Below are 23,189 nucleotides of genomic sequence, written 5' to 3' on the forward strand. Positions count from 1 at the left end.
CTCCTTAGCGGTAGGTCACGGATTTGCAGGCGGCGACGACGTCGTCGGTCGTCACCAGCGCGTGTTTTTCGAGGTTCGCGGCATAGGGCATCGGCACGTCTTTGCCGGTGCAGTTGATCACGGGGGCGTCGAGGTAATCGAACGCCTGCTGCATGATCACGTTGCTGATATAGCCGCCGACAGAGCCTTGCGGCCAGCCTTCTTCGACCGTGACGCAGCGGTTGGTTTTGCGCACGGATTTGAGGATGGTTTCGGTATCCATCGGGCGGATGGAGCGCAGGTTGATCACCTCGGCGCTGATGCCTTCTTCGGCCAGCTTTTCAGCGGCGGCCAAGGCATAGGTCATGCCGATGCTGAAGCTGACGATTGTGACATCGGTGCCGGCGCGTTCGATTTTCGCCTTGCCGAAGGGGATAGTGAAATCATCCATGACGGGGACGTCGAAAGATTTGCCATACATGATCTCGTTTTCCAGAAAGATCACCGGGTTGGGGTCGCGGATCGCGGATTTCAGCAGGCCCTTGGCATCGGCGGCGGAATAGGGCGCGACGACCTTGAGGCCGGGGATCTGCATGTACCAGGCGGTGTAATCCTGGCTGTGCTGCGCGCCGACGCGGGCGGCGGCCCCGTTGGGGCCACGGAAGACCATGGGCGCGCCCATCTGGCCGCCGGACATATAGAGCGTCTTGGCGGCGGAGTTGATGATATGGTCGATGGCCTGCATCGCGAAGTTGAAGGTCATGAATTCGACGATGGGTTTCAGACCGCCGAAAGCGGCACCTGTGGCGATGCCTGCGAAACCATGTTCGGTGATCGGTGTGTCGATCACGCGTTTGGCGCCGAATTCGTCGAGCAAGCCTTGGGAGATTTTATAGGCGCCTTGGTATTCGCCGACCTCTTCGCCCATCAGGAAGACATTGTCGTCGCGGCGCATTTCCTCGGCCATGGCGTCGCGCAGGGCCTCGCGGACGGTGGTTGCCTTGACCTCGACATCATCGGCCCAGTCGGGGGTGACGTCGGACACGGGGGCGGCGGGTTTGGCCGCTGCCGGGACCTTGGCCGGGGGGGCTTCGGTTTTCGCCTCTTCTTTTTCCGCCGGGGCTGTGTCTTCGGGGACGTCTTCGCCTTCTTCGACCATCACGGCGATGGCGGTGTTGACCTTCACGCCTTCGGTGCCGGCTGCGATCAGGATCTTGCCGATGATGCCTTCATCGACGGCTTCGAATTCCATCGTGGCCTTGTCGGTTTCAATCTCGGCGAGGATATCGCCGGAGGCGACTTTATCGCCTTCCTTGACCATCCATTTGGCGAGCGTGCCTTCTTCCATCGTGGGCGACAGGGCGGGCATCAGAATTTCAATTGCCATGTCTCAAGCCTCCTGCGGGATTTCTGTGGCGTAGATATCGGTCCAAAGTTCGTCCAGATGCGGTTCCGGGCTTTCCTTGGAGAATTCGGCGGCTTCGTTGACCACGGCCTTGATGTCTTTGTCGATGGCCTTGAGGTCTTCGTCGGTCGCATGTTTGCCGGTCAGCAGCATGTCGCGGATCTGCTCGATCGGGTCGCGTTCGTCACGCATTTTCTGCACCTCGTCGCGGGTGCGGTATTTGGCGGGGTCAGACATGGAATGGCCGCGGTAGCGATAGGTTTTGACTTCGAGAATATATGGCCCTTTGCCCGCACGGCAGTGGGCGACGGCCCTTTCGCCTGCTTCCTTGACGGCCAGCACGTTCATGCCATCGACTTCTTCGCCCTTGATGCCGTAGGCGGCACCGCGTTCCCAGAGGGAGGGCGATTTGGTGGAGCGACCGACCGAAGTGCCCATGGCATAGCCGTTGTTTTCGATCACGAAGATGACGGGCAGATCCCAGAGCTGGGCCATGTTATAGGTTTCATAGACCTGACCCTGGTTCGCCGCGCCATCGCCGAAATAGGCGAAGGTGACGCGGTCATTGCCTTTGTATTTGTCGGAAAACGCCAGACCCGCGCCCAGCGGCACCTGCGCGCCGACAATGCCGTGGCCGCCGTAAAAATGTTTCTCTTTCGAGAACATATGCATAGAGCCGCCTTTGCCTTTGGAAAAGCCGCCTTCGCGGCCTGTCAGTTCGGCCATGATGCCCTTGGGGTCCATGCCGCAGGCGAGCATATGACCGTGGTCGCGGTAGGAGGTGACGCGCTTGTCGCCTTCACTTGCCGCGGCTTCCAGCCCCACAACGACTGCTTCCTGCCCGATATAGAGGTGGCAGAAACCACCGATCAGGCCCATGCCGTAAAGCTGGCCTGCCTTTTCCTCGAACCGGCGGATCAGCAGCATTTCGCGGTAATGTGTCAGCAATTCCTCGGCTGATACATTGGATTGCGCGGCTGGCTTTTTGGGTGGCATGGTCTCTCCTCCGACATGGCAGCATATAGTTTAGTATTAAACTATCTCTCAGAGTAAGGCATTTCGGGATGGATTGGAACCGGGAATATGACGTGGCGGCACGAGCGCGGGGTCGCGCTGAGGGCAGGGGGGGCTGACCGGCTGCGCCGGGCCTCCGGCGGGGATATTTGGGCTCGGACGATGGGGGGCGGGGATTGAATTGACAAAGTTTGCCATGAATGCCATCAAATGCGCGAAGGAGCATGCGATTATGGCCACGATGAACGTCTCTTTGCCCGATCCGATGAAGAGCTGGGTCGAGGCCCAGACCCAAGACGGACGATACAGCAATGTCAGTGATTATGTGCGCGATCTGATCCGTCGGGATCAGGACCGGCAACAGGCCGTCGTCGCATTGCAGCAGCTTGTCGATGAAAGTCTTGCCAGCGGCCCGGCGCAGCCTTTGGATGTTGACGCCTTCCTCGCGCGCATGCGGGGCCCTGATGCCAGAACCGGAAATCGTTGAATATCGGTTATCGCCTGCGGCGTTAACTGATCTGGACTCTATCTGGGCTTACACGGCGCGGACATGGTCGGAAAGTCAGGCTGACATCTATATACGCAGGCTGGCTGCTGACATGGATCTGCTGGTCCAATACCCAAAGATCGTGCGGGAACGTATGGAGATCGATCCGCCCGTTCGCCTTTATCGTTCAGGGTCACATTTGATCGTTTATCGCATCGAAACAGGGTTTCTGCAGGTCTTGCGCATTGTCCATATGCGGCAGAACTGGGCGGCATATATCAATGATTGATCTCAAGTGTCATTGGGAAAAAATGAATTACCTGTGGCTTTCAGCGAATAACAATCTCATCCGCGCCGATCAGGCCGAGCACGTCGCGGGCGTCATGCAGAGGGCAAGGGATGCTGACCGGCTGCGCCGGATGCCTCCGGCGGGGATATTTGGGTTCGGAAGATGGGGGGGTGGACCCGGAAGCCAGAACGCTGGGATGTCGTGCTGCCAAAGGTTCTGCGGATCGCCGGGGCGCTTCGCTTGATCCGCTCTTAAGCAGGCTGTTTACCAAAATGAAAAAACGCTTGAACCTCTCGTCGCTGGAGGTTGTATGTAAAGTGGGACTCAGACACGCGAGAGCACAATGTCCCAAGATTACCTTGCCGAAACACACATCCTCAACTATCGCGCGGCGCCTATCCAGCGTCTGATCAAGGATCGTGGGTGGGAAAGGTTGCAGCCGACAGCGCGGATCGGCGCGGCCTATGATTTTGTGCGCAACGACATCCTGTTCGGGTACAATGCGCAGGATGATTTGCCCGCCTCGCATGTGCTTGCTGATGGGTTTGGGCAATGCAATACCAAGACCACGCTGCTGATGGCCTTGCTACGCGCGCTGGATGTGCCTTGCCGGTTCCATGGTTTCACCATCGACAAGGGGTTACAACGCGGTGTCGTTCCCGAATTGATTTATCCGCTTGCACCGCAGAACATCATCCATTCCTGGGTGGAGGTGGAACATGCAGGTGAATGGCTTAATCTCGAAGGGTTCATACTGGATCAGGCCATGCTGACGGCATTACAGGACAGATTTCCGGAGAGAAACGTGCTCTGTGCCTATGGTGCGGGCACGGATAAGCTGCAGGTGCCCGAGGTCGCGTGGCGCTGCGAGAGCACATATATCCAAAGAACAGGGATCACGCAGGATTTCGGCGTTTTCGCAGCGCCGGATGTTTTCTACGCGCGGCACCGCCAGCTGTCAGGCTTGCGCGGCTTTCTTTTTCGTCAGGTGTTTCGGCATTGGATGAACCGCCGTGTGGCGCGGATACGCAAAGGCGACGTCCCGGTGATACCGGGTGGCGAGGCCGCCCTTGTTCCGAAGGCTGCAAATGCGACGCCGCGCGTGGTGATGTGACGGCAGGCTGGGGGGCGTTCAGCGAATAACAATCTCATCCGCGCGGATCAGGCCGAGCACGTCGCGGGCTTGTTCATCCAGCAGGTCGAGGTCGAGGTAAGTGTCCGACAGGCGGGTGGTGAGGTTTTCCATCCGGGCGACCTCTGCCTGCAAAGCGGCGAGTTCGGCGCGTAGTTCAATCGCTTCGGCGCGGACTTCGACGCGTTTGAACAACCCGTTCTGGCCCTGCACGGCGGCGAAGGTGAAATAGAGCCCCAGCATGATTGCGCCAAGGTAATAAAGCAAGGCCCCGATCGCCGGGCGGTTGCGTTTGAGCATCTGCTGTCCTCTGGTATCGCCTCTGCCGGGCAATTGTCTGTATTGTGGCACAACGGCCCGGCAAAGTTAATCCAGAAAATGCGGGGTCAGTCGCGGCCGCGGTAGATATCGACCAGTTTGGCGAGCATCGCCAAAGCCTCGCCCCGTTCGCGCTGGAACGAATTGCGCCCGATGATCGAGCCGTTGCCGCCGCCGTCGCGGATCGCGCGGGCATCGTCGTAGACAGAGTTGGCATCCTTGGCGGCACCGCCGGAAAACACGGTCAGGCGGCGCCCGGCAAAGGCCGCATCGACGCAATGCCGCACGCGGGCGGCTTGGGTGGCGATGTCGATGTTCTTGTCCTGGTAGACTTTCTTGGCTTCGGGCAGGGACAGGTCATCGGTGGAAAGTTTGATCTTGATGATATGCGCGCCAAGCAGCGCCGCGATCTGCGCGGCATAGGCGGCGATGTCGATGGCGGTTTCGCCGGTCTTGTCGAGTGCCTCGCCGCGCGGATAGGACCAGATGACGGTGGCGATGCCTTTACTGGCCGCCTCGTGCCGCATTTCGGCGATGTCGCTGAACATGTTCAGCGCGGCGGATGAGCCGGGATAGATGGTGAAACCGATGGCCGAACAGCCAAGGCGCAGGGCGTCATCGACGCTGGCGGTGATCGCTTGGGTTTTGGGCGCGGCATCGGGGATCAGGGAATTGGCGGAGTTCACTTTCAGGATCGTCGGGATCTGGCCTGCGAATGTATCCGCGCCTGCCTCGATCATCCCCAAAGGCGCGGCATAGGCGTTCAGGCCCGCGTCGATCGCCAGTTGGTAATGGTAATGCGGGTCGTAACCGGCGGGATTGGCGGCAAAACTGCGGGCGGGGCCGTGTTCAAAGCCCTGATCTACGGGCAGGATGATCATCTTGCCGGTGCCGCCCAGTTTGCCGGCCATCAGGATGCGGGCAAGCTGGGCTTTGACGCCAGGGGTATCGCCTTCGTATTGCGACAGGATTTTCTGGACGATGCGGGTGGTTTTCATGGACGGGGCCCTTTTGGCAGCGATGGTTGCGGCAAGGGTTAGAGCGGCAGGCGCGCGGTTGCAAATGTGTTAGCGCGAACGGCGGGGATTTTAGCGTTAACGGCGTGATCCTCTTGGTTGTGCGGTGCGCTTGGGCTAGCATGGCGCAAAACTGGGAGAGGCGAAAATGTCTGAAACGATCAAGGGGCCTACATCGTATTTTCCATCTATCGAGGCGAAATATGGCGAGCCCATTGCCTATTGGAAAGATTTGATCCGCGCGCAATCGGGCAAGAAGCACATGGAGCTGGTGGCGTGGCTGAAGCAAGAGCACGGGATAGGGCATGGCCATGCCAATGCGCTTGTCGCGGATACATTGCGGGAGGGGAGCAAGACGCAATGATGTGTGGGGCGGGGTTTTCCCCGCCACTAGATCATCCCAGCGCGGCCACACCCGGCAAGGTCTTGCCTTCCATCCATTCCAGAAACGCCCCACCGGCACCGGAGATATAGGTGAAATCATCGGCGACGCCCGCTTGGTTCAGCGCGGAGACCGTGTCGCCGCCGCCGGCGACGGAGATCAGTTTGCCATCAATCGTCAGCTTGGCGGCATGGCGCGCGGCGGCATCGGTGGCGGCGTTGAACGGGGCGATCTCGAAGGCACCCAGCGGGCCGTTCCAGATCAGGGTTTTCGCCTTGTCCAGCACCTGGGCGATATAGGCGACCGTTTCGGGGCCTGCGTCGAGGATCATCGCGTCGTCGGGGCAGGCATCGGGCGCGAGGGTTTCGCTGGCTGCTCCGGCTTTGAATTCACGCGCGACGACGATGTCGCGGGGCAGGATGATTTCGCAGCCCGCTTCCTGCGCTTTTGCCAGAATATCGCGGGCGGTGTCGGCGAGGTCGTGTTCGCAGAGTGATTTGCCGACATTGATGCCTTGGGCGGCGAGGAAGGTGTTGGCCATGCCGCCACCGATCACCAGATGATCGACCTTGCCCACCAGATTGCCCAGAAGGTCCAGCTTGGTGGAGACTTTCGCGCCGCCGACCAATGCCACGACCGGGCGGTCGGGATTGCCAAGCGCGGCGTCGAGGGCGCCGAGTTCCTCCTCCATCAGCCGACCCGCGCAGGAGGGCAGCAGATGCGCGATGGCTTCGGTGCTGGCGTGGGCGCGGTGGGCGGCGGAGAAGGCGTCATTGACGTAGATATCTCCAAGGCTCGCCAGACGCGCGGCGAAGGCTGCGTCATTCGTTTCCTCGCCCGGATGGAAGCGGAGGTTTTCGAGCAGCAGCACCTCTTCATCCTCCATCTCGTCCACGGCTTCGGCGTAGTTGGAACTGACGAAAGTCACGGTCAGGCCCAGCACGTCGGCGACGGTGCCTGCGATATGTTCGAGCGACATTTCGGGGACGACCTTGCCCTTGGGCCGGTCGAAATGCGCCAGCAGGATGACCTTGCCGCCTTCCGCATGGATCGTGTCCACGGTGGGGATGATCCGTTCGATCCGGCTGGTGTCGGTGACCACGCCGTTTTCCACCGGCACGTTCAGATCGACCCGCACCAGCGCGCGTTTGCCGTCAAAATCCATATCGTCGAGTGTTTTCCAGCTCATCGGGTCCATCCTTTGGGGTTGCTTGCTGCTTTGTTGCGGCAATGATGCGCCCGCGTCAACAGCGCTGCCTTGGCTTTTGCGCGCGCGCACCATATGTCCAAGGGCAATTGCAAGCGAAGGAGCCCCAAATGGCCGAGATCAAAGACCCAGAGAACACGATTATCATGACGCTGAAAGATGGTGAGGTGGTTATTCAACTGTTGCCAGACGTGGCCCCCGGCCATGTGGAGCGGATGAAGACGCTGGCCCGCGCCGGTGCCTATGACAATGTCGCCTTTCACCGGGTGATCGACGGGTTCATGGCGCAGACGGGTGATGTGCAGAATGGCAATATGGAAAAGGATTTCAACATCCGCCGCGCCGGCACAGGCGGGTCTGATATGCCCGATCTGAAGGCTGAATTTTCCAAGATCCCCCATGCGCGCGGTTCGATTGGTGCGGCGCGGTCTTCCAGCCCGGATTCGGCGAACAGCCAGTTTTTCATCAACTTCAAGGATAATGATTTCCTGAACGGGCAGTATACTGTCTATGGCCAGGTGATTTCCGGGATGCAGCATGTCGATGCGATCACCAAGGGTGAGCCGCCTGCGAACCCTGACCGGATGATCAGCGTGAAGGTGGCGGCGGATGTATAAGGCATTTATCGCAGCGGCCCTGCTGGCGAGCCCTGCCTATAGTGCGGGGCTGGAGATCGATATTGCGGGCGATGCCAATGGCACGATTGTCATTGATCTGTTCGAGGATATTGCACCGCTCCATGTCGCGCAGATCACGGCGATTGCCGAAGCGGGGGATTACGACAATGTCGTGTTCCACCGGGTGATTGATGGGTTCATGGCGCAGACAGGTGATGTCGAAAATGGCGTGATGGGGGCAGATATGTCCCGCGCGGGCACTGGCGGGTCTGATCTGGGCAATATCCCGGCGGAATTTTCGGACCGGCCGTTTGAACGTGGTGTGGTCGGCATGGCCCGGTCGCAGAACCCGGATTCGGCCAATAGCCAGTTCTTCATCATGTTCGAACCCGGCTATTTCCTGAATGGCCAATATACGGTTGTCGGCGAAGTGACCGAAGGCATGGAGATTGTCGATGCCATCAAACGCGGTGCCGGTGCCAATGGCGCGGTTGTCGGCGCGCCTGATGTGATGACAGCGGTGCGGGTGGTCGAGTAAAGGTTGGCGGTGGGGCCCCGGATCAGGTCCGGGGCTGCGCTTGTGTTTTGATGTTGGCGTAGAGGTCCTGGATCAGGTCCGGGACTGCGACATTGGCAAGTGGGACGTGTTATTGCTGGCGTTGAGGTCCCGGAGTAAATCCGGGACTGCGTATGGCTTAAACGCGGCAGCCACTATGACACGCAGCCCCGGACTTGATCCGGGGCCTGCGCGAAAAAATCCACTACATTTGCAAACAACGCAGCCCCGGACCTGATCCGGGGCCTCAACACTTATGTTCCGCAAAACGTCCGCGTAACGCGTTCGTCCTGCGACGGGGGCCGCGCGAAGGTGGCATGTGGGGCATAGGGCTGCGTCACCGCCGCCAGCAGCGCCTCGAAGGGCGCGAAATCGCCCGCGACACCGGCCTGAATCGCGGCCTCGACCTGATGATTGCGCGGGATGATCTGCGGATTGGCCTTTGCCATGATCGCTGTGGCATCCGGCGCTTTGCGGTTTTCCCAGCGCGCGGCCCAAGCGTCAAACCCCTCACGGTCAATAAACTGATCGCGCGCCTGATCACCCGACAGCGCCGTGAAGGTTGCGGTGAAATCCGCGCCATCCTGTTCCATCAGGGCCAGAAGGTCGCTGATCAGCGCGGCATCCTCGGCACCCGGATCCACGATCCCCAGCTTGGCGGCGAAGACCCTCAGCCAAGCCTCGGCATAAAGCGGGGCGAAACGGTGCACGGCGGCGGTGAAATCCTCCACCGCCTTGTCGCGGTTGGCCATCAGCGGGATCAGCGCGGTGGCAAATTGCGCCATATTCCATGCGGCGATCTGCGGCTGGTTGGCATAGGCATAGCGGCCATGCTGGTCGATGGCGCTGAACACGGCGCCTTGGCTGAAAGCATCGATAAAGGCGCAGGGGCCGTAATCGATGGTTTCGCCCGCGATGCTGACATTATCGGTGTTCATCACGCCATGGACAAAGCCCAACCCCATCCAGCGCGCGATAAGCTGCGCAGAGTTCGCGATGACGGCGTCGAGCAGTTCGGCAGGACCATCGACCTGCGGATAATGCCGCGCCATGACATGGTTGGTCAGCGCGATCAGCGCGTCGATATCCTTGCGCGCGGCGAAGAATTGAAAGGTGCCGACGCGGATATGGCTTTGCGCCACACGGGTGATGATCGCACCGGGGAGATTGGTTTCGCGATAGACATCCTCGCCCGTCGTGACGGCGGCCAGCGCGCGGGTGGTGGGGACGCCAAGGGCATGCATCGCCTCTGACACCAGATATTCGCGCATCACCGGGCCGAGCCAGGCGCGGCCATCGCCGGAGCGGGAATAGGGGGTGGGGCCTGCGCCCTTGAGCTGGATATCACGGCGGATGCCGTCGCTGCCCACCACCTCACCCAGCAGGATCGCGCGGCCATCGCCAAGCTGGGGGTTCCAATTGCCGAATTGATGCCCGGCATAGGCCTGAGCGAGGGGCGCGGCACCTGTCGGGATGTGGTTGCCGGCAAAGACCTGCGCGGCATCGGGGGCGTTCAGGTCAATGCCGAGTGTGGCGGCGAGCGCATCATTGCGGGCGAAGATTTTCGGTGCCGCCACGGGCGTCGGCAATTGCGGCGTGAACATCTGCCGGGGCAGGGCGGCATAGCTATTGTCAAAGGCGATTTTCATAGCTTGGCCAAGCGATCCGCCAGCAGGGCATAAAAGCCTGCGGCATCCAGATCACCGATGAAGAGCGCATTCTTGGGCCGGTCGGTAATGCCCCACCAATCGGCGACTGTCATGCCAAGGGTCAGGTCGGACGTGGTCTCAATCTCGACATTGATCTGCCGGCCGGTGAACAGGCTGGGGTCGATCAGATAGGCCACGGTGCAGGGATCATGCAAAGGCGCGCCTTCGGAGCCATATTTGGCCATATCGAAACGCTCGAAAAAATCGGTCCAGGCGGCGACCATATCGCCGACCTTGGTGCCCATGGCGCGGAAGGCGTCAATGCGGGCGCGGGTGGTCAGCGCCTTATGCGTGACATCGAGCGGCATCACCACCAAGGGCACGCCGGCGTCAAAGACGATCTTGGCGGCCTCTGGATCGACATAGATGTTGAATTCCGCCGCCGGGGTGATGTTTCCCACCGCGAAATAGGCACCGCCCATCAGCACGATCTCCTGCACGCGGGGGATGATATCGGGCGCGCGTTGGAACGCGGTCGCGATATTGGTCAAGGGGCCGATGGGGACGAGGGTGACCGTACCGCTGGGTTCATCGCGCAATGTCTGGATGATGAAATCGACGGCATGCTGATCCTGCAGGGGCATGGTCGGGTCGGCCATCTGCGGACCGTCAAGGCCGGTTTTACCATGCACATGCTCGGCGGTGACCAAAGGGCGCACCAAAGGGGCGCCACAACCGGCAAAGACCTTGATATCGGGCCGACCGGCCAGTTCACAGACGATCCGCGCGTTCTTTTCCGTCAGGGGCAGCGGCACATTGCCTGCGACGGCGGTAATGCCCAAAACCTCGATCTCCGCCGGGGAGGCCAGCGCCAGCAGAATGGCGACGGCATCGTCCTGTCCGGGATCGGTGTCGATGATGATCTTGCGTGCGGTCATGGTCGGGTCCTTTCAGGGCTTGACGGCACCTTGTCGCCTGCGCAGGCCGGGAGCAAGGGGTCCTGCTGTAACGTGATCGGCGGGCACTGGTAATCGGCACGGTTTAGGCCCAGATAGGATCGAGATCATTTGATCAAGGAGAATGACATGACCAATCTCAAAACATTGCTGTCCCCTGCGGCGGCCCTGCTGCTGGCGCTGCCGGCTTTTGCGCAATCGGCGGATATCGATATCAATGCCGACGGGATGTACAGCTTTCCCGAAGTGCAGGCCGCAGCCCCTGACGTGACCGAGGATGATTTTGCCGCACTCGACAGCAATGGCGATGGCCTGCTGGATGCGGAAGAAATCGCCGCTGGCGAAGCGGCGGGCGTGCTGCCGCGCTAAAGACCTTCACATGCCCTGACGGGCATGTTTGGGCGCGCCGCGCGGGAGTATTTGGAGAAATAAGAAGGGCTGGGCCGCGTCTTCTTTTTTCCAAAAATACTCCCGCCGGAGGCTTCCGTCGCTTGAAAAGCGGCGGATCAGACAGCGCCGCGGGAAAGTGCTGCGACACCGGTGCGCGCGACCTCCTGCAGGCCCAAGGGGCGCATCAGATCGGCAAAAGCGTCGATTTTTTCCGGCGTGCCGGTGATTTCAAAGACGAATGATTCCAGCGTGCTGTCCACCACATTGGCGCGGAAGATATCGGCGAGGCGCAGGGCCTCGACCCGGTGGTCACCTTTGCCGGACACCTTGAACAGACCTAGTTCGCGTTCGACGCTCGGCCCCTCGACGGTCAGGTCATTGACCTTATGCACATCGATGATTCGGCCCAGCTGCGCCTTGATCTGCACGATGATCTGCGGCGTGCCGGTGGTGACGATGGTGATCCGGCTGCGGTGGCCCTGATGGTCGACTTCGGCGACGGTCAGGCTTTCGATATTATAGCCGCGCCCGGCGAAGAGTCCGATGACCCGCGCCAGCACGCCGGGTTCGTTTTCGACCAGCACGGCCAGCGTATGTTTCTCGATCGTGTCGGAATAGCTGGGCCTTAGGTCATAGGCGGAATGGCTGGTAGAGCCTTTTTTGATCTTGAGCGGTGACATGATGTCTCCCTTATTCTTGAGTTGAACCGGTTTACACCAGCACCGCGCCGCCGGCTTGGATGGCATCCTTGGTGGATGCATCGCCGAGCAGCATTTCGTTATGGGGTTTCCCTGACGGGATCATCGGGAAGCAGTTTTCATGCTTTTCGACCAGACAATCGAACAGGACCGGTCCGTCATGGGTCAGCATTTCCATGATCGCGTCATCCAGCGTGTCCGGGTCGCTGCACAGGATGCCCTTGGCGCCAAAGGCTTCGGCCAGTTTGACGAAATCGGGCAGGGATTCGGACCAGCTTGATGAATAGCGTTCGCCATGCAGCAATTCCTGCCATTGCCGCACCATGCCCAGCCGTTCGTTGTTCAGGATGAATTGCTTGACCGGCAAACGATATTGCATCGCGGTGCCCAGTTCCTGCATGTTCATCAGCCAGGATGCCTCGCCCGCCACATTGATCACCAAAGCATCCGGATGCGCCATCTGCACGCCGATGGAGGCGGGGAAACCGTAACCCATCGTGCCGAGGCCACCGGAGGTCATCCAGCGGTTGGGGTCCTCGAATCCCAGATATTGCGCGGCCCACATCTGGTGCTGGCCAACCTCGGTGCAGATATAGCGGTCGTGTTTTTTGGTCAGCTCTTCCAGCCGTTGCAGGGCATATTGTGGTTTTATGACAGCGCCTTCCTGCTTGAACTTCAGGCAATCGACCTTGCGCCATTCCTTGATCTGGTCCCACCATTTGGACAGGCCTTCGCTATTGGTCTTGCGCCCGCGGGCTTTCCAGACGTTCAGCAGATCTTCCAGCACATGGGCGACATCGCCCAAGATCGGGAAATCGGCATGGACGACTTTGTTGATGGAGGAGGCGTCGATATCGATATGCGCTTTCTTGGAGCGCGGGCTGAAAGCGTCGATCCGCCCGGTGATCCTGTCGTCGAACCGCGCACCGATGTTGATCATCAGATCGCAATCATGCATCGCCATGTTGGCCTCGTACAGACCATGCATGCCGAGCATGCCCAACCAAGCCTCGCCCGAGGCCGGGTAGGCACCCAGACCCATCAGGGTGGAGGTGATCGGGAAACCTGTCGCCGCCACCAGTTCGCGCAGCAATTGCGACGCGGCAGGGCCGGAATTGATCACGCCGCCGCCGGTATAGAAGACGGGCCGTTTGGCGGTTTCGATCGCTTTCACCAGATCGGTGATCATCGACAGATCGCCTTTGACCTGCGGATTATAATGCGTTTCGACCTGCCGCGCCTCGGTATAGGTGCCGGTGGCAAATTGCACATCTTTCGGGATGTCGATCAGCACCGGGCCGGGGCGGCCGGAGAGCGCGATATGAAACGCCTCATGCAGGGTGGCGGAGAGTTTGTCGGTATCCTTGACCAGCCAGTTATGTTTGGTGCAGGGGCGGGTGATGCCGACGGTATCGGCCTCCTGAAACGCATCTGAGCCGATCATGAAGGTCGGGACCTGACCCGTCAAAACGATGATCGGGATGCTGTCCATCAGCGCATCGGTCAGCCCGGTCACCGCATTGGTGGCCCCGGGGCCGGAGGTGACCAGCGCCACACCGGGTTTGCCGGTGGAGCGCGCATAGCCTTCGGCGGCATGGACAGCGCCTTGTTCGTGGCGGACCAGCACGTGTTTGATGTGGTTCTGCTGGAACAATTCGTCATAGATCGGCAGGACAGCGCCACCGGGATATCCAAAGACGACGTCCACGCCCTGATCGATCAGGGCTTGTACGACCATTCTTGCGCCCGTCATGGTTTTGTTCATTGCTCTGGTGTCCTATCCGTTTCGTTGCATCTGGCATAAAAAAACCCCCGATTGTGTCGGGGGCGCATGGGGTCATTATGGCGATCCGTTACCGGCCCATGCGCATGTGATCCACAAGTAGTACGACGACAATCATCAGGTTTCCTTTTGCTGAGGCTGGTTCTAAAGGCAAGGCACAGGGCGGTCAACCGCCCTGCTGGAGAAAATGTCGTGAAAGACCGTTTTGTCGCAACTTTCTTTCAGAGCCCGGCGGTCAGCGCGATATAGGCGATGTAAGCCACCAGCATGCCCGCGCCGATGATCCGGTTCATCCGGCCCACAAAGAACACCAGCGCCAGCACCAGCAGGGTGATCGCGATGACAACGGGCGTATCGACGGTCAGGAAGCGCGGATCGACCGGGATCGGCACGATGATCGCGGTGATCCCCAGAATCGCGAGGATGTTGAAAATGTTGGACCCGACGATATTGCCAAGGGCGATATCGCGTTCGCCTCGGATCGCGGCCATAACGGTGGTGGCCAGTTCCGGCAGCGATGTGCCGATGGCGACGATGGACAGGCCGATCATCGCCTCGGACACGCCGAACTGGCGCGCGACGATGGTGGCAGACTGCACCAGATAATGCGCGCCGACCATGACGGTGACCAGACCCAGCAATGTCAGGCCGATGCCGAGCCAGAGGCTTGTTGGCGCTTCAATCGGGTCTTCGCCGTCGCGTGAGCCTTTGAAACTGAAATAAAGATAGACCAGCAAGGCCAGCACCAGCGCCAGACCTTCGAGCAGGCCCACCTCGCCACCCCAGAAGATCAGCGGCAGGGCCAGTGCGGCACCGCACATCCAGTAGATATCCTTGCCGACATCGGCCATCCGCATGGTGATCGGCCCGATCAGGGCGGCGATGCCCAGCACCAAAAGGATATTGGCGATATTGGAGCCGACGACATTGCCGATCGCGATGCCGGGCTGCCCGCCAAGGGCGGCGTTCAGCGAGACCAGCAATTCCGGCGTCGAAGTGCCGAAACCGACGATGGTCAGACCGATGATCATCGGCGAAATGCCAAAGCGCAGCGCGATGCCGCTTGCCCCTTTCACCAACCAATCGCCACCAAGAAACAAGGCCAGAAGGCCGCCGACTAGAATTAGGTAAGTGATCATAAGGCCCTCGCTGTTGGGCGACACATGGGGCGCGCAGGCGGCAGAGGCAAGAGGGGGCGGGCGAATAAACCCCGCCGCCCCATCTTCCGAGTCGTTGAAATCGCGCAAAGCGCGAATTCAACTACATATCCCGTGGGTCCGGGGCTGGCCCCCGATTTTCTTACTTGTCGAAATCGCTGGCGCTGTGCCGTTCCGGCAATTGCCCGGCCTCATCGCCCCAGGTGCGATTGACCATCTTGCCGCGCTGATAGGCGGGACGATCATGCACCTCGGCCACCCAGCGGTTCACGTTTTTATAAGACGCGGTGTCAAGGAATTTGGCGGCGTCATAAGCCTCGCCCTTGACCACAGCGCCATACCAGGGGGCGATGGCGATATCGGCGATGGAATAATCCTCACCCGCGATGAATCGGTGATCGGCCAATTGCCGGTCCAGCACGTCCAACTGACGCTTGGCTTCCATCGCGAAACGGTTGATCGGGTATTCGAATTTTTCCGGCGCATAGGCGTAGAAATGACCGAAACCGCCGCCCAGATAGGGGGCCGCGCCCTGCAGCCAGAACAGCCAGTTGAGCGTCTCGGTGCGGCCTTTGATATCCTTGGGCAGGAAGGCCCCGAATTTTTCAGCCAGATAGACCAGGATCGCGCCGCTTTCGAAAACCCGCAGGCCGGTGTCCGTATCGAACAGGGCGGGGATTTTGGAATTGGGGTTCACCTCGACAAACCCGCTGCTGAATTGGTCGCCTTTGTTGATGTCGATCAGCCAGGCGTCATATTCGGCGCCCGCGTGACCGGCTGCCAGCAATTCCTCCAGCATCACGGTGACTTTGACGCCGTTGGGTGTGGCCAGCGAATAGAGCTGCAAGGCATGTTCCCCGCGGGGAAGGTTTTTGTCATGGGTCGGACCGGCGATGGGGCGGTTGATGCTGGCGAATTTGCCGCCGCTTTCAGCGTCCCAGGTCCAGACTTCGGGGGGCGTATAGGTTGGTTGATCGGTCATGTTCTGCTCCTGCAAAGGGATGATGGCTGCGTTAAACCAGCCTTGGCGCGTGGATGGCAAGCCCCGCAAGCGGCACATGATTGTGACGTGGCAGGGCCGGTGCGCGTGAAATGCGCGACAGGCATTGATATAGGTCGGTTTTCGGCCTTGCCGCCTATTTTCGTGGTTTTCTGCGGGATCGTCCCGGCTGCGGTCACTTTTGTGCGAAAGGACCTGCTGATGATTATGCCCCAGAATGGTTAAAAATTCCTGACCCCTCCGATCTGAGGGTTGAGCATGCTGTGGACGGGCGTTCGGGCAAGTGCCGAGATCTGAAGCCGGGGCGGGGTGAATCAGACGGGCCGTGGTGTGGGCGCGCGGTCGCGTGCGGGCGCGGGCTGTGCCTGTTTGGCAGGCACAGGGTTGCGGTTCTGACGCGGCGCGGGGGTGTTAGCGCCCCAACCTTTCCACGGTGTGAACGTTTTTTGATAAAAAGTGATCCGCCACTCATTTACCCTATTTCCCGGTGCGAAATGTCAGGCTAGCGTTTCGCGACGACAGGACGTGATGGGCAGATAACGACCCACACCATCGTCATTTTTTTGGGAGGAGAAACTATGGACCGTCGGTCTTTTTTGAAGAAGTCCGCCTTGGGCGGCTCTGCCGCTGCGGCGACTGCGCTGGCGGCACCTGCCTATGCGCAGGGCAACCGCACGTTGACGCTGGTCACCACCTGGGGCCGTGGTCTGGCCGGTGTGCATGATTCCGCGCAATATTGCGCGGATGCGATCACCGCGATGACGGATGGCCAGATCACCGTCGATGTCAAAGCCGCGGGCGAATTGGTCGGCGCGTTTGAAGTGTTCGATGCCGTCGCTGCCGGTCAGGCCGATATGTATCACGGCGTGGATTATTATTTTCTTGGCCAGCATCCGGCCTTTTCGTTCTTTTCGCAGATCCCGTTCGGCATGACCTTCATGGAATATGCCAATTGGTTCGACCATGACGGTGGCCGCGAATTGGCGGATGAGCTTTATTCGATCTTTGGTCTGAAAACCTTTTCCGCAGGCAATACCGGCCCGCAATCGGGTGGCTGGTTCGCCAAGGAAATGAACAGCCCCGAGGATTTTCAGGGTCTGCGGTTCCGGATGCCCGGTCAGGGTGGTCAGGTGCTGGGCAAGCTGGGTGCCTCGGTCCAGAACCTGCCGGGTGCGGAGGTTTATCAGGCGCTGGCCTCCGGTGCGATTGACGGGACTGAATGGATCGGGCCTTGGGCGGATGAAACCGCCGGGTTTCAGGAGATCACCAAATTCTATTACACCGCCGGTTTCCATGAGCCGGGGCCGAACCTGAACCTGACGCTGAACCTTGAGGTATACGAAAGCCTGACGCCGGCGCAGCAATCGATCATCGAAAATGCCAGCCGTGCCAGCAGCATCTGGACGATGTCGCTGTTCATGTCGCGCAATGCGGCGGCTTTGCAGCGGTTGCAGGCGGGTGGCACGCAGGTGCTGGAATTCGCAGACAGTATCTGGGACGCTTTCGCCACCGCATCGGATGAGGTGGTCGCGGAATCCATGGGCGATGATATCTATGCGCGCTGCCATGAAAGCTATTTCGCGTCGATGGCCAGTTCCGCGCAATGGGCAAGCACATCGGAAGGCGCCTATCTGGCGCAGCGTAACCGTCTGAAAGGCTAGGCCTTTTCGGATCAGGACGAAAGGCCCGGGCCGGGTGCTGCGGGCCTTTCGTTGTAGCGCGTCCAGAATGATCGGAGAAAGAGCATGGGATTGGTCGAGGCATGGGGCGGCACCGCTTTGGGCTGGTTTTTCGCCCATCTGATCGAGGCGTTTTACAACATCTTTTCTGCTTTGCTGAATCCCGGCCTCTGGCTGGCCTGGGTGCCGCAGATCAACGCCCCGATGGATGAGGCGGGCAAGGCGGCGCTGGCGCGGTTCATCTATTATGGGGCCTCGGTCGAATTGTTCTTTGCGGTTTTCGTGGTGTTTCTGGTCGTCACCCTTGTCGGGCTGATCTGGAATAATGTCATGTGGCGGTGTGTGCGCGGCCTGGAAGGGTTCGCCAATGCGGTGGGCCGTGTGGCGGCCTGGGCCGGGCTGATCATGGTGCTGCAGCAGATTGTGATCATCTTTCTGCAGGGCATCTTTGCCGTCTCGGACATCAGCCTTGGCTTTGGCTTTACCTTCTCCCGGCCGGTGAGCTGGTGGTCGGATGAGCTGAAGCTTTACAACGCCATCGTCGTGACGATGTGCGTCACCTATACTTTCGTGCAAGGCGGGCATGTGCGCGTCGATCTGTTCTATTCCATCATCAGCTATCGCGCGAAACGTGTCGTCGATATGCTGGGATCGCTGTTTTTCATGGTGCCTTCGGCGATTGTGATCTGGCTTTATGGCTGGTTTTTCCTGTGGCGGCATCTGGTGCTGCCGAACCCGTCCGCATCCGACACGCTGGAACGGCTGATCCAGCGCGCGCAGGTGCTGCAATGGAATATCGAGACGATCAGCACATCGGCTAATGGGTTTGACGCCTATTTCCTGTTCAAGATCCTGCTGCTGACCTTCACCGGGATGGTCATGGTGCAGGCGGTCGCGTTTTTCTATCGCTCTTACCTCGAATGGAAAGAGGGCGAGGCGAGCGAAGGCAAATTCCTCGACAAAGACCGGATCGGCGATGACACCGCCGAACTGGTCGTGAAAATTCATTAGGGCGGGCAATATGCTTTTCGGATTAGACGGTATCGAAATCGGCATCATCATTCTTTTCCTGACCCTGTTTGCGGGTATCCTGTCGGGGTTCCCGGTGGCCTTTGCGATCAGCGGATCGGCGGTGATTTCCTTTGCGATTATCGCAGCCTTGGACAGTTCGGGCCTGTTGATCCATGCGGCGGTCGATATCAGGTCTGACGCCTATCGCGCACTGATTGCCGAAGGGGTCAGGCCGGATGCGGTATCGGTGTTCCGCTATCCTGATCTGCCGCGCTTTGAGGACCGGCTGTTCCCGCAGGGCTGGGAAACGGCGCTGGACCGCAATATCGGCTTCATGGTGAACCGCATCAATGAAAAGGTGCTGGCAGGCAATTCAATCGAGATTCTGCTGGCGGTGCTGATGTTCGTGATGATGGGCATCGTGCTGGAACGGTCGCGGATTGCCGATGAATTGCTGACCACGATGGCGCGGGTCTTTGGCCCGCTGCCGGGTGGTCTGGCCGTGTCCATCGTGATCGTGGGCGCGTTTCTGGCGGCATCCACCGGGATTGTCGGGGCGACGGTTGTCACCATGGGGCTGCTGGCACTGCCGACGATGTTGAAGAACGGCTATTCGCCGCAACTGGCGACGGGCGTGATCGCGGCGGCGGGGACCTTGGGGCAGATCATTCCGCCATCCATTGTCATCGTGTTGCTGGGGACTTTGGCGGGTGATCTTTATGCCACGGCACAGGAACAACGCGCGCAGCTGGCGGGCTGCAATGATGCGCTGACCTATCTGGGCACGCCTGCGGTGGTGTCGGTGGGCGCGCTGTTTCAGGCGGCCCTGCTGCCCGGTATCCTGCTGGCGGTGCTTTACGGGGTCTATTCCTTTGTCTTTGCCTTGCTGAACCCGACGAAGGCCCCGGCGGTGCAATTTGCCGAAGGCACCGGCACCAAGACCGGCAGCCGCAATGACAAGCTGACCTGGTTTCTGGGCGTCCCTGTCGGCATCATCGTGCTGGCCGTGGGGCTGGGGCAGGTGGGGATTGTTGGCAGTCAATCGGTGTTGGTGGGCAGTTTCACGGAATCGGGTGAATCGGCATCCCTGCGCACCCGCGTCAGCCCGCAATGCGCGCAAAGCATGATCGCCCTGCATGGGCAGGAGGCCTGGGATACTGCCGTGGCAGAGCAGGCCGCGATTGATGCAGCGGGCGGGGTGGAACAGGCGCGGCAATTGTCACCCGAGGAACGGGCCGAGCGTGTCCTGCAACGGGCGGCAGATGCGCCGCCTGTCGGCACCGGGATCGGGGTGACAGCGGTCTTTCTGGGGTTGATGCTGGCGCTGGCGCGGGGTGTCGCGCCGCTGGCGGATCACCGGCCGTTGTGGGTTGGTGCTGCGGGCGTCGTGCTGTTGCTGCTGGTTGATATTGTGCTGATCTCGCCGTTGACGACGCCGGGGGTGACCACGCTGCTGATCGCTCTGCCACTGCTGATCGCCTATCGCGGGCTGCGTGTTGCGGCGATCTATCTGGGGCAGAATGATATCCTGCGGGTGATCTTTCCGCCGCTCGTGCTGATCGTCGCGGTGCTGGGGTCGATCCTTGGCGGGATCACCAATCCGACACCGGCAGCGGCGCTTGGCGCGGGCGGCGCGATCTTGCTGGCCGCCTATCGCAAGCGCAAGGATCAGGGGCTTTCGGGCCGGATCGTGCTGCTGACGGCGGCGGCCATCGTGCTGATGCTGCTGGTGGGCTATAATTTCGACATGCGGATGGGGCGCGAGGTGGTGCTGCTGGAAGATCGCATCGCCTTTATGGTGGCTTTCGGTGCTTTCCTGTTCACCATGTTCGGCATTCTTTGGTCCTGCTGGGTCCTGCTGACAGGCGGTGTGCTGACGCCGGTGGTGCGCGAAACGGCCAAGGTCACGGCGATGGTTTTCGCGATCCTGATCGGGTCGCAATTGCTGAACCTTGTGTTGATATCTTTCGGAGGGGAACATTATATCCAGCAATTCCTGCGGTCTTTTGACAATGAATGGCAAGTGTTCCTGCTGGTCATGCTGGTGCTGTTCATCCTTGGCTTCGTGCTGGATTTTCTGGAGATCATCTATATCGTGATCCCGATCGTCGGCCCGGTGATCTATGGTGGCACTTTTGATCCCAAATGGGTGACGATCATGATCGCGGTGAATTTGCAGACCTCGTTCCTGACGCCGCCCTTTGGTTTTGCTTTGTTCTATCTGCGCGGGGTGGCGCCAAAATCGATCACGACCGGGCAGATCTACCGTGGCGTGGTGCCGTTCATCGGCATCCAGATCGGCGCGCTGCTGATCCTGGCGTTCTTTCCCTGGGTGGTGACGATATTGCCGAATTTGCTGGGGTAGGGCTGGGCAAAACCGTTCGTCAGACGGTTTTATCGTAGCTGGCGATGCTTTCGTCGCGCGCGGCAAAGAACGTGGCGTTCATATCTTCAAGCCGTTCTAACGCCCTTTCGTGGCGATGTGTCGCAGTTTTGTACACATCTAGTCATTCCCTAATTCCGCCCGTCCGGCAGGGCGATCTTTGCGACCTGTTCGGCGATGGGTTCGGTGGACAGGGGGTGGATCGAGGTGTCGTAATCCTCGGGCTTGGTCACCGGCGACCATGTGGCGTTGCGAAACACCTCCAGCCCGGCGAATTTGGCTTTATAGCCCATTTTCTGGCTGCCGGGGACCCAATAGCCCAGATAGACGTAAGGCAGACCCAGCTCATGCGCGATGCGGATATGGTCCAGGATGATATAGGTGCCGAGCGAGAGTTTTTCCTGCGCAGGATCGAAGAAGGAATAGACCATCGACAACCCGTCATCGAGGATATCCGTCAGGCAGACCGCCTGCAATTCAGCGCCATCGCTATATTCGATCAGGCGGGTGCGGATCGGGGTTTCTTCGACCATGGCGGCGAATTCGAACATATCCATATCGGCCATCCCGCCCGTGGCATGGCGGCTGTCCAGATAGGTGCGGAACAGATCATATTGCTCTTCCGTGGCCCAAGGGGCGGTGGCCCGTCTTGTCAGATGCCGCGCGCGGCTGATCACCCGGCGCTGGCTGCGCGTGGGGGTGAAATTGGCGACATTGATCCGGGCAGACATGCAGGCGGAACATTCGGCGCAGGATGGGCGGTACAGCACGTTTTGCGAGCGGCGAAACCCTTGTTTTGAAAGGGAATCATTCAGTTTCGGCGCAGTTTCCCCTTGCAGCGCGGTGAACAATTTACGTTCCATCCGTCCGTCCAGATAGGGGCAAGGCTGGGGTGCCGTCACATAGAACTGCGGGGCAATCGGTAAGGTATGGCGCATCAAGGAACCCAAGTGGTTTGCCGAAGACTAGCAATGGAAAACCTTTACGCCAAGCCCCCTGTCATGCGGTGGGACAATCCCTGCGTAGGGTGCGTGCAAGCACGCACCCTACGGAGTTAAGCTTCGGTGGTTTTGCGTTCGCGTTCGTCCATGAAGGCATCGAATTCGGCCTTGTCCTTGGCGTCGCGCAGCCGCTTGAGGAAGCTTTCGAACTTGTGCTGTTCTTCTTCCAACCGGCGCATGGTTTCATCGCGGTAGGCGTCAAAAGCGGCATTGCCGCTGGTCTTGGTCATGGGCATGGTAAAACCTTTCATCTCGCGGCAGGACCTGCTGAACATCGACTTGCCCCAGATCATATAGGCCAGCAGGGCCAGACCGACGGGCCAGAAGACGATAAAGCCCAGCACCATGGCGGCGATCCAGCCGAATTTGCCGCGTGCATCAAGCCATGCCTCGGCGCGGGCGAAAAAGCCGGGGCGGGTGTCGTAACTGATCCCCGAATGGGGTGTTGCTGTCGTCATTTGCTTTCTCCTTCAAGGCAGCGGGTTGATGTGAATGTCTTTCACATTATCCATATTGGGATGTTGTCCGCCGCCTGCAAGGGGTGATGTGAAGGTTTTTTACATTAACCGGAATCAGGCCGTGAAATCAGCCATTTGCGCGCCGGAAATCTGCAGTAAAACCTGCGGTGCGATGGGGAAGATATGGCGCGGCGTACCTGCGGCGGCCCAGATTTCGGTGAACGCCAACAGCCGCGGGTCGAAAAACGCAATAATCGGTGACAGATGCCCGAGGGGGGCAACCCCGCCGATGGCGAAACCTGTCTGCGCGCGGATCAGGGCGGCATCGGCCTTGCCAAGCGGTTCGCCTGCCACAGCGCTGGCCTTGGCCGCATCGACCTGATTACCACCGGCGGTGATGAACAGTATCGCGGTGCCGCTGTCTTGCCCCGCAAAGATCACCGATTTGGCGATCTGGTCCAAAGCACAGCCTGCGGCATCGGCGGCCTGTTGTGCGGTGCGGGTCTGGTCGCCCATTTCCAAAGGCGTGATCTGCAAGCCGTGGTCGGCAAGGGCGCGGGTGACGCGGGTCAGGCTTTTGCTCATCTCATTCTCCTGTCTTTGCGCCAGTCTAGCCACGCGA

Annotated in this window: 24 protein-coding genes; 10 read left to right on the forward strand and 14 right to left on the reverse strand. The window is 59.9% G+C overall.

The features are described from left to right. Positions 1-4: 4 nt before the first annotated feature. Together VOY09_RS01575 and pdhA are read right to left on the reverse strand one after the other, a co-directional pair. Complete coding sequence (locus VOY09_RS01575; RefSeq protein ID WP_322892638.1) at positions 5-1,366, reverse strand: pyruvate dehydrogenase complex E1 component subunit beta; 1,362 nt, start codon at positions 1,364-1,366, stop codon at positions 5-7. A 3-nt stretch (positions 1,367-1,369) separates the two neighbouring features. Continuing rightward, positions 1,370-2,380 carry a pyruvate dehydrogenase (acetyl-transferring) E1 component subunit alpha gene (gene pdhA, locus VOY09_RS01580; protein WP_322892637.1) on the reverse strand — a complete coding sequence of 337 codons (1,011 nt, stop codon included), beginning with the start codon at positions 2,378-2,380 and terminating at the stop codon, positions 1,370-1,372. A 250-nt stretch (positions 2,381-2,630) separates the two neighbouring features. On the opposite strand from pdhA, the gene VOY09_RS01585 reads away from it, so the two are divergent. The 3 genes from VOY09_RS01585 (at position 2,631) to VOY09_RS01595 (ending at position 4,288) form a co-directional block, all read left to right on the forward strand. Next, complete coding sequence (locus VOY09_RS01585; RefSeq protein WP_322892636.1) at positions 2,631-2,885, forward strand: type II toxin-antitoxin system ParD family antitoxin; 255 nt, start codon at positions 2,631-2,633, stop codon at positions 2,883-2,885. Next, positions 2,863-3,174 (forward strand): type II toxin-antitoxin system RelE/ParE family toxin, encoded by a 312-nt coding sequence (locus VOY09_RS01590; RefSeq protein ID WP_322892635.1) that lies wholly within the window; start codon positions 2,863-2,865, stop codon positions 3,172-3,174. Before VOY09_RS01585 ends, VOY09_RS01590 begins: the two co-directional genes overlap by 23 nt. A gap of 343 nt (positions 3,175-3,517) precedes the next feature. Beyond that, positions 3,518-4,288, forward strand: coding sequence for a transglutaminase family protein (locus tag VOY09_RS01595; RefSeq protein WP_322892634.1), 771 nt, complete (start codon positions 3,518-3,520; stop codon positions 4,286-4,288). 18 nt (positions 4,289-4,306) lie between these two features. Here the strand turns inward: VOY09_RS01595 and VOY09_RS01600 are convergent, their stop codons facing one another. Then, positions 4,307-4,606, reverse strand: a complete 300-nt coding sequence (locus tag VOY09_RS01600; RefSeq protein WP_322892633.1) for a septum formation initiator family protein — start codon at positions 4,604-4,606, stop codon at positions 4,307-4,309. A gap of 86 nt (positions 4,607-4,692) precedes the next feature. After that, positions 4,693-5,622: a class I fructose-bisphosphate aldolase gene (locus VOY09_RS01605; protein ID WP_322892632.1), complete on the reverse strand. Its 930-nt coding sequence runs from the start codon at positions 5,620-5,622 to the stop codon at positions 4,693-4,695. A gap of 166 nt (positions 5,623-5,788) precedes the next feature. Between VOY09_RS01605 and VOY09_RS01610 the strand changes: the two genes are divergently transcribed. Continuing rightward, on the forward strand, positions 5,789-6,004 hold the full coding sequence (locus VOY09_RS01610) for a DUF4287 domain-containing protein (RefSeq protein WP_322892631.1): 216 nt from the start codon (positions 5,789-5,791) through the stop codon (positions 6,002-6,004). 31 nt (positions 6,005-6,035) lie between these two features. On the opposite strand, the gene VOY09_RS01615 is transcribed toward VOY09_RS01610, so the two are convergent. Next, on the reverse strand, positions 6,036-7,211 hold the full coding sequence (locus VOY09_RS01615) for a phosphoglycerate kinase (protein ID WP_322892630.1): 1,176 nt from the start codon (positions 7,209-7,211) through the stop codon (positions 6,036-6,038). A gap of 128 nt (positions 7,212-7,339) precedes the next feature. Between VOY09_RS01615 and VOY09_RS01620 the strand changes: the two genes are divergently transcribed. Together VOY09_RS01620 and VOY09_RS01625 are read left to right on the forward strand one after the other, a co-directional pair. Further along, complete coding sequence (locus VOY09_RS01620; RefSeq protein ID WP_322892629.1) at positions 7,340-7,846, forward strand: peptidylprolyl isomerase; 507 nt, start codon at positions 7,340-7,342, stop codon at positions 7,844-7,846. Further along, positions 7,839-8,384, forward strand: a complete 546-nt coding sequence (locus VOY09_RS01625) for a peptidylprolyl isomerase (RefSeq protein WP_322892628.1) — start codon at positions 7,839-7,841, stop codon at positions 8,382-8,384. The genes VOY09_RS01620 and VOY09_RS01625 overlap by 8 nt, the downstream gene beginning before the upstream one ends. 272 nt (positions 8,385-8,656) lie before the next feature. On the opposite strand, the gene VOY09_RS01630 is transcribed toward VOY09_RS01625, so the two are convergent. Together VOY09_RS01630 and VOY09_RS01635 are read right to left on the reverse strand one after the other, a co-directional pair. Further along, positions 8,657-10,051: a protein adenylyltransferase SelO gene (locus VOY09_RS01630; RefSeq protein WP_322892627.1), complete on the reverse strand. Its 1,395-nt coding sequence runs from the start codon at positions 10,049-10,051 to the stop codon at positions 8,657-8,659. Next, positions 10,048-10,989 (reverse strand): nucleoside hydrolase, encoded by a 942-nt coding sequence (locus VOY09_RS01635; RefSeq protein WP_322892626.1) that lies wholly within the window; start codon positions 10,987-10,989, stop codon positions 10,048-10,050. The genes VOY09_RS01630 and VOY09_RS01635 overlap by 4 nt, the downstream gene beginning before the upstream one ends. A 147-nt stretch (positions 10,990-11,136) precedes the next feature. Between VOY09_RS01635 and VOY09_RS01640 the strand changes: the two genes are divergently transcribed. After that, a complete protein-coding gene (locus VOY09_RS01640) occupies positions 11,137-11,376 on the forward strand; it encodes a hypothetical protein (protein ID WP_322892625.1) in 240 nt (79 codons plus the stop codon). A gap of 137 nt (positions 11,377-11,513) precedes the next feature. Here VOY09_RS01640 and ilvN read toward each other — a convergent pair whose 3' ends face one another. From ilvN to yghU, 4 genes are all read right to left on the reverse strand, one after another. Then, positions 11,514-12,077 (reverse strand): acetolactate synthase small subunit, encoded by a 564-nt coding sequence (gene ilvN / locus VOY09_RS01645; RefSeq protein ID WP_322892624.1) that lies wholly within the window; start codon positions 12,075-12,077, stop codon positions 11,514-11,516. A 31-nt stretch (positions 12,078-12,108) separates the two neighbouring features. Then, positions 12,109-13,860, reverse strand: a complete 1,752-nt coding sequence (locus VOY09_RS01650; protein ID WP_322892623.1) for an acetolactate synthase 3 large subunit — start codon at positions 13,858-13,860, stop codon at positions 12,109-12,111. 239 nt (positions 13,861-14,099) lie between these two features. Beyond that, positions 14,100-15,017 carry a calcium/sodium antiporter gene (locus VOY09_RS01655; RefSeq protein WP_322892622.1) on the reverse strand — a complete coding sequence of 306 codons (918 nt, stop codon included), beginning with the start codon at positions 15,015-15,017 and terminating at the stop codon, positions 14,100-14,102. A 160-nt stretch (positions 15,018-15,177) separates the two neighbouring features. Then, a complete protein-coding gene (yghU, locus tag VOY09_RS01660) occupies positions 15,178-16,017 on the reverse strand; it encodes a glutathione-dependent disulfide-bond oxidoreductase (RefSeq protein ID WP_322892621.1) in 840 nt (279 codons plus the stop codon). A gap of 596 nt (positions 16,018-16,613) precedes the next feature. Between yghU and VOY09_RS01665 the strand changes: the two genes are divergently transcribed. The 3 genes from VOY09_RS01665 to VOY09_RS01675 all read left to right on the forward strand — a co-directional run bounded on the left by VOY09_RS01665 (position 16,614) and on the right by VOY09_RS01675 (position 21,090). Continuing rightward, positions 16,614-17,696, forward strand: coding sequence for a TRAP transporter substrate-binding protein (locus VOY09_RS01665; protein WP_322892620.1), 1,083 nt, complete (start codon positions 16,614-16,616; stop codon positions 17,694-17,696). Positions 17,697-17,780: 84 nt separating this feature from the next. After that, complete coding sequence (locus VOY09_RS01670) at positions 17,781-18,725, forward strand: TRAP transporter small permease subunit (protein WP_322892619.1); 945 nt, start codon at positions 17,781-17,783, stop codon at positions 18,723-18,725. Between the two features lie 10 nt (positions 18,726-18,735). Next, positions 18,736-21,090: a TRAP transporter large permease gene (locus VOY09_RS01675; protein WP_322892618.1), complete on the forward strand. Its 2,355-nt coding sequence runs from the start codon at positions 18,736-18,738 to the stop codon at positions 21,088-21,090. A 149-nt stretch (positions 21,091-21,239) separates the two neighbouring features. On the opposite strand, the gene VOY09_RS01680 is transcribed toward VOY09_RS01675, so the two are convergent. The 3 genes from VOY09_RS01680 to VOY09_RS01690 form a co-directional block, all read right to left on the reverse strand. Then, positions 21,240-22,046: an arginyltransferase gene (locus VOY09_RS01680; RefSeq protein ID WP_322892617.1), complete on the reverse strand. Its 807-nt coding sequence runs from the start codon at positions 22,044-22,046 to the stop codon at positions 21,240-21,242. A 116-nt stretch (positions 22,047-22,162) separates the two neighbouring features. Continuing rightward, a complete protein-coding gene (locus tag VOY09_RS01685) occupies positions 22,163-22,567 on the reverse strand; it encodes a DUF2852 domain-containing protein (protein WP_322892616.1) in 405 nt (134 codons plus the stop codon). Positions 22,568-22,681: 114 nt separating this feature from the next. Further along, positions 22,682-23,152, reverse strand: coding sequence for a YbaK/EbsC family protein (locus tag VOY09_RS01690; RefSeq protein ID WP_322892615.1), 471 nt, complete (start codon positions 23,150-23,152; stop codon positions 22,682-22,684). Positions 23,153-23,189: the final 37 nt, after the last annotated feature.

Source organism: Yoonia sp. 67-2 (assembly GCF_035117555.1).
Taxonomy (GTDB): domain Bacteria; phylum Pseudomonadota; class Alphaproteobacteria; order Rhodobacterales; family Rhodobacteraceae; genus Yoonia.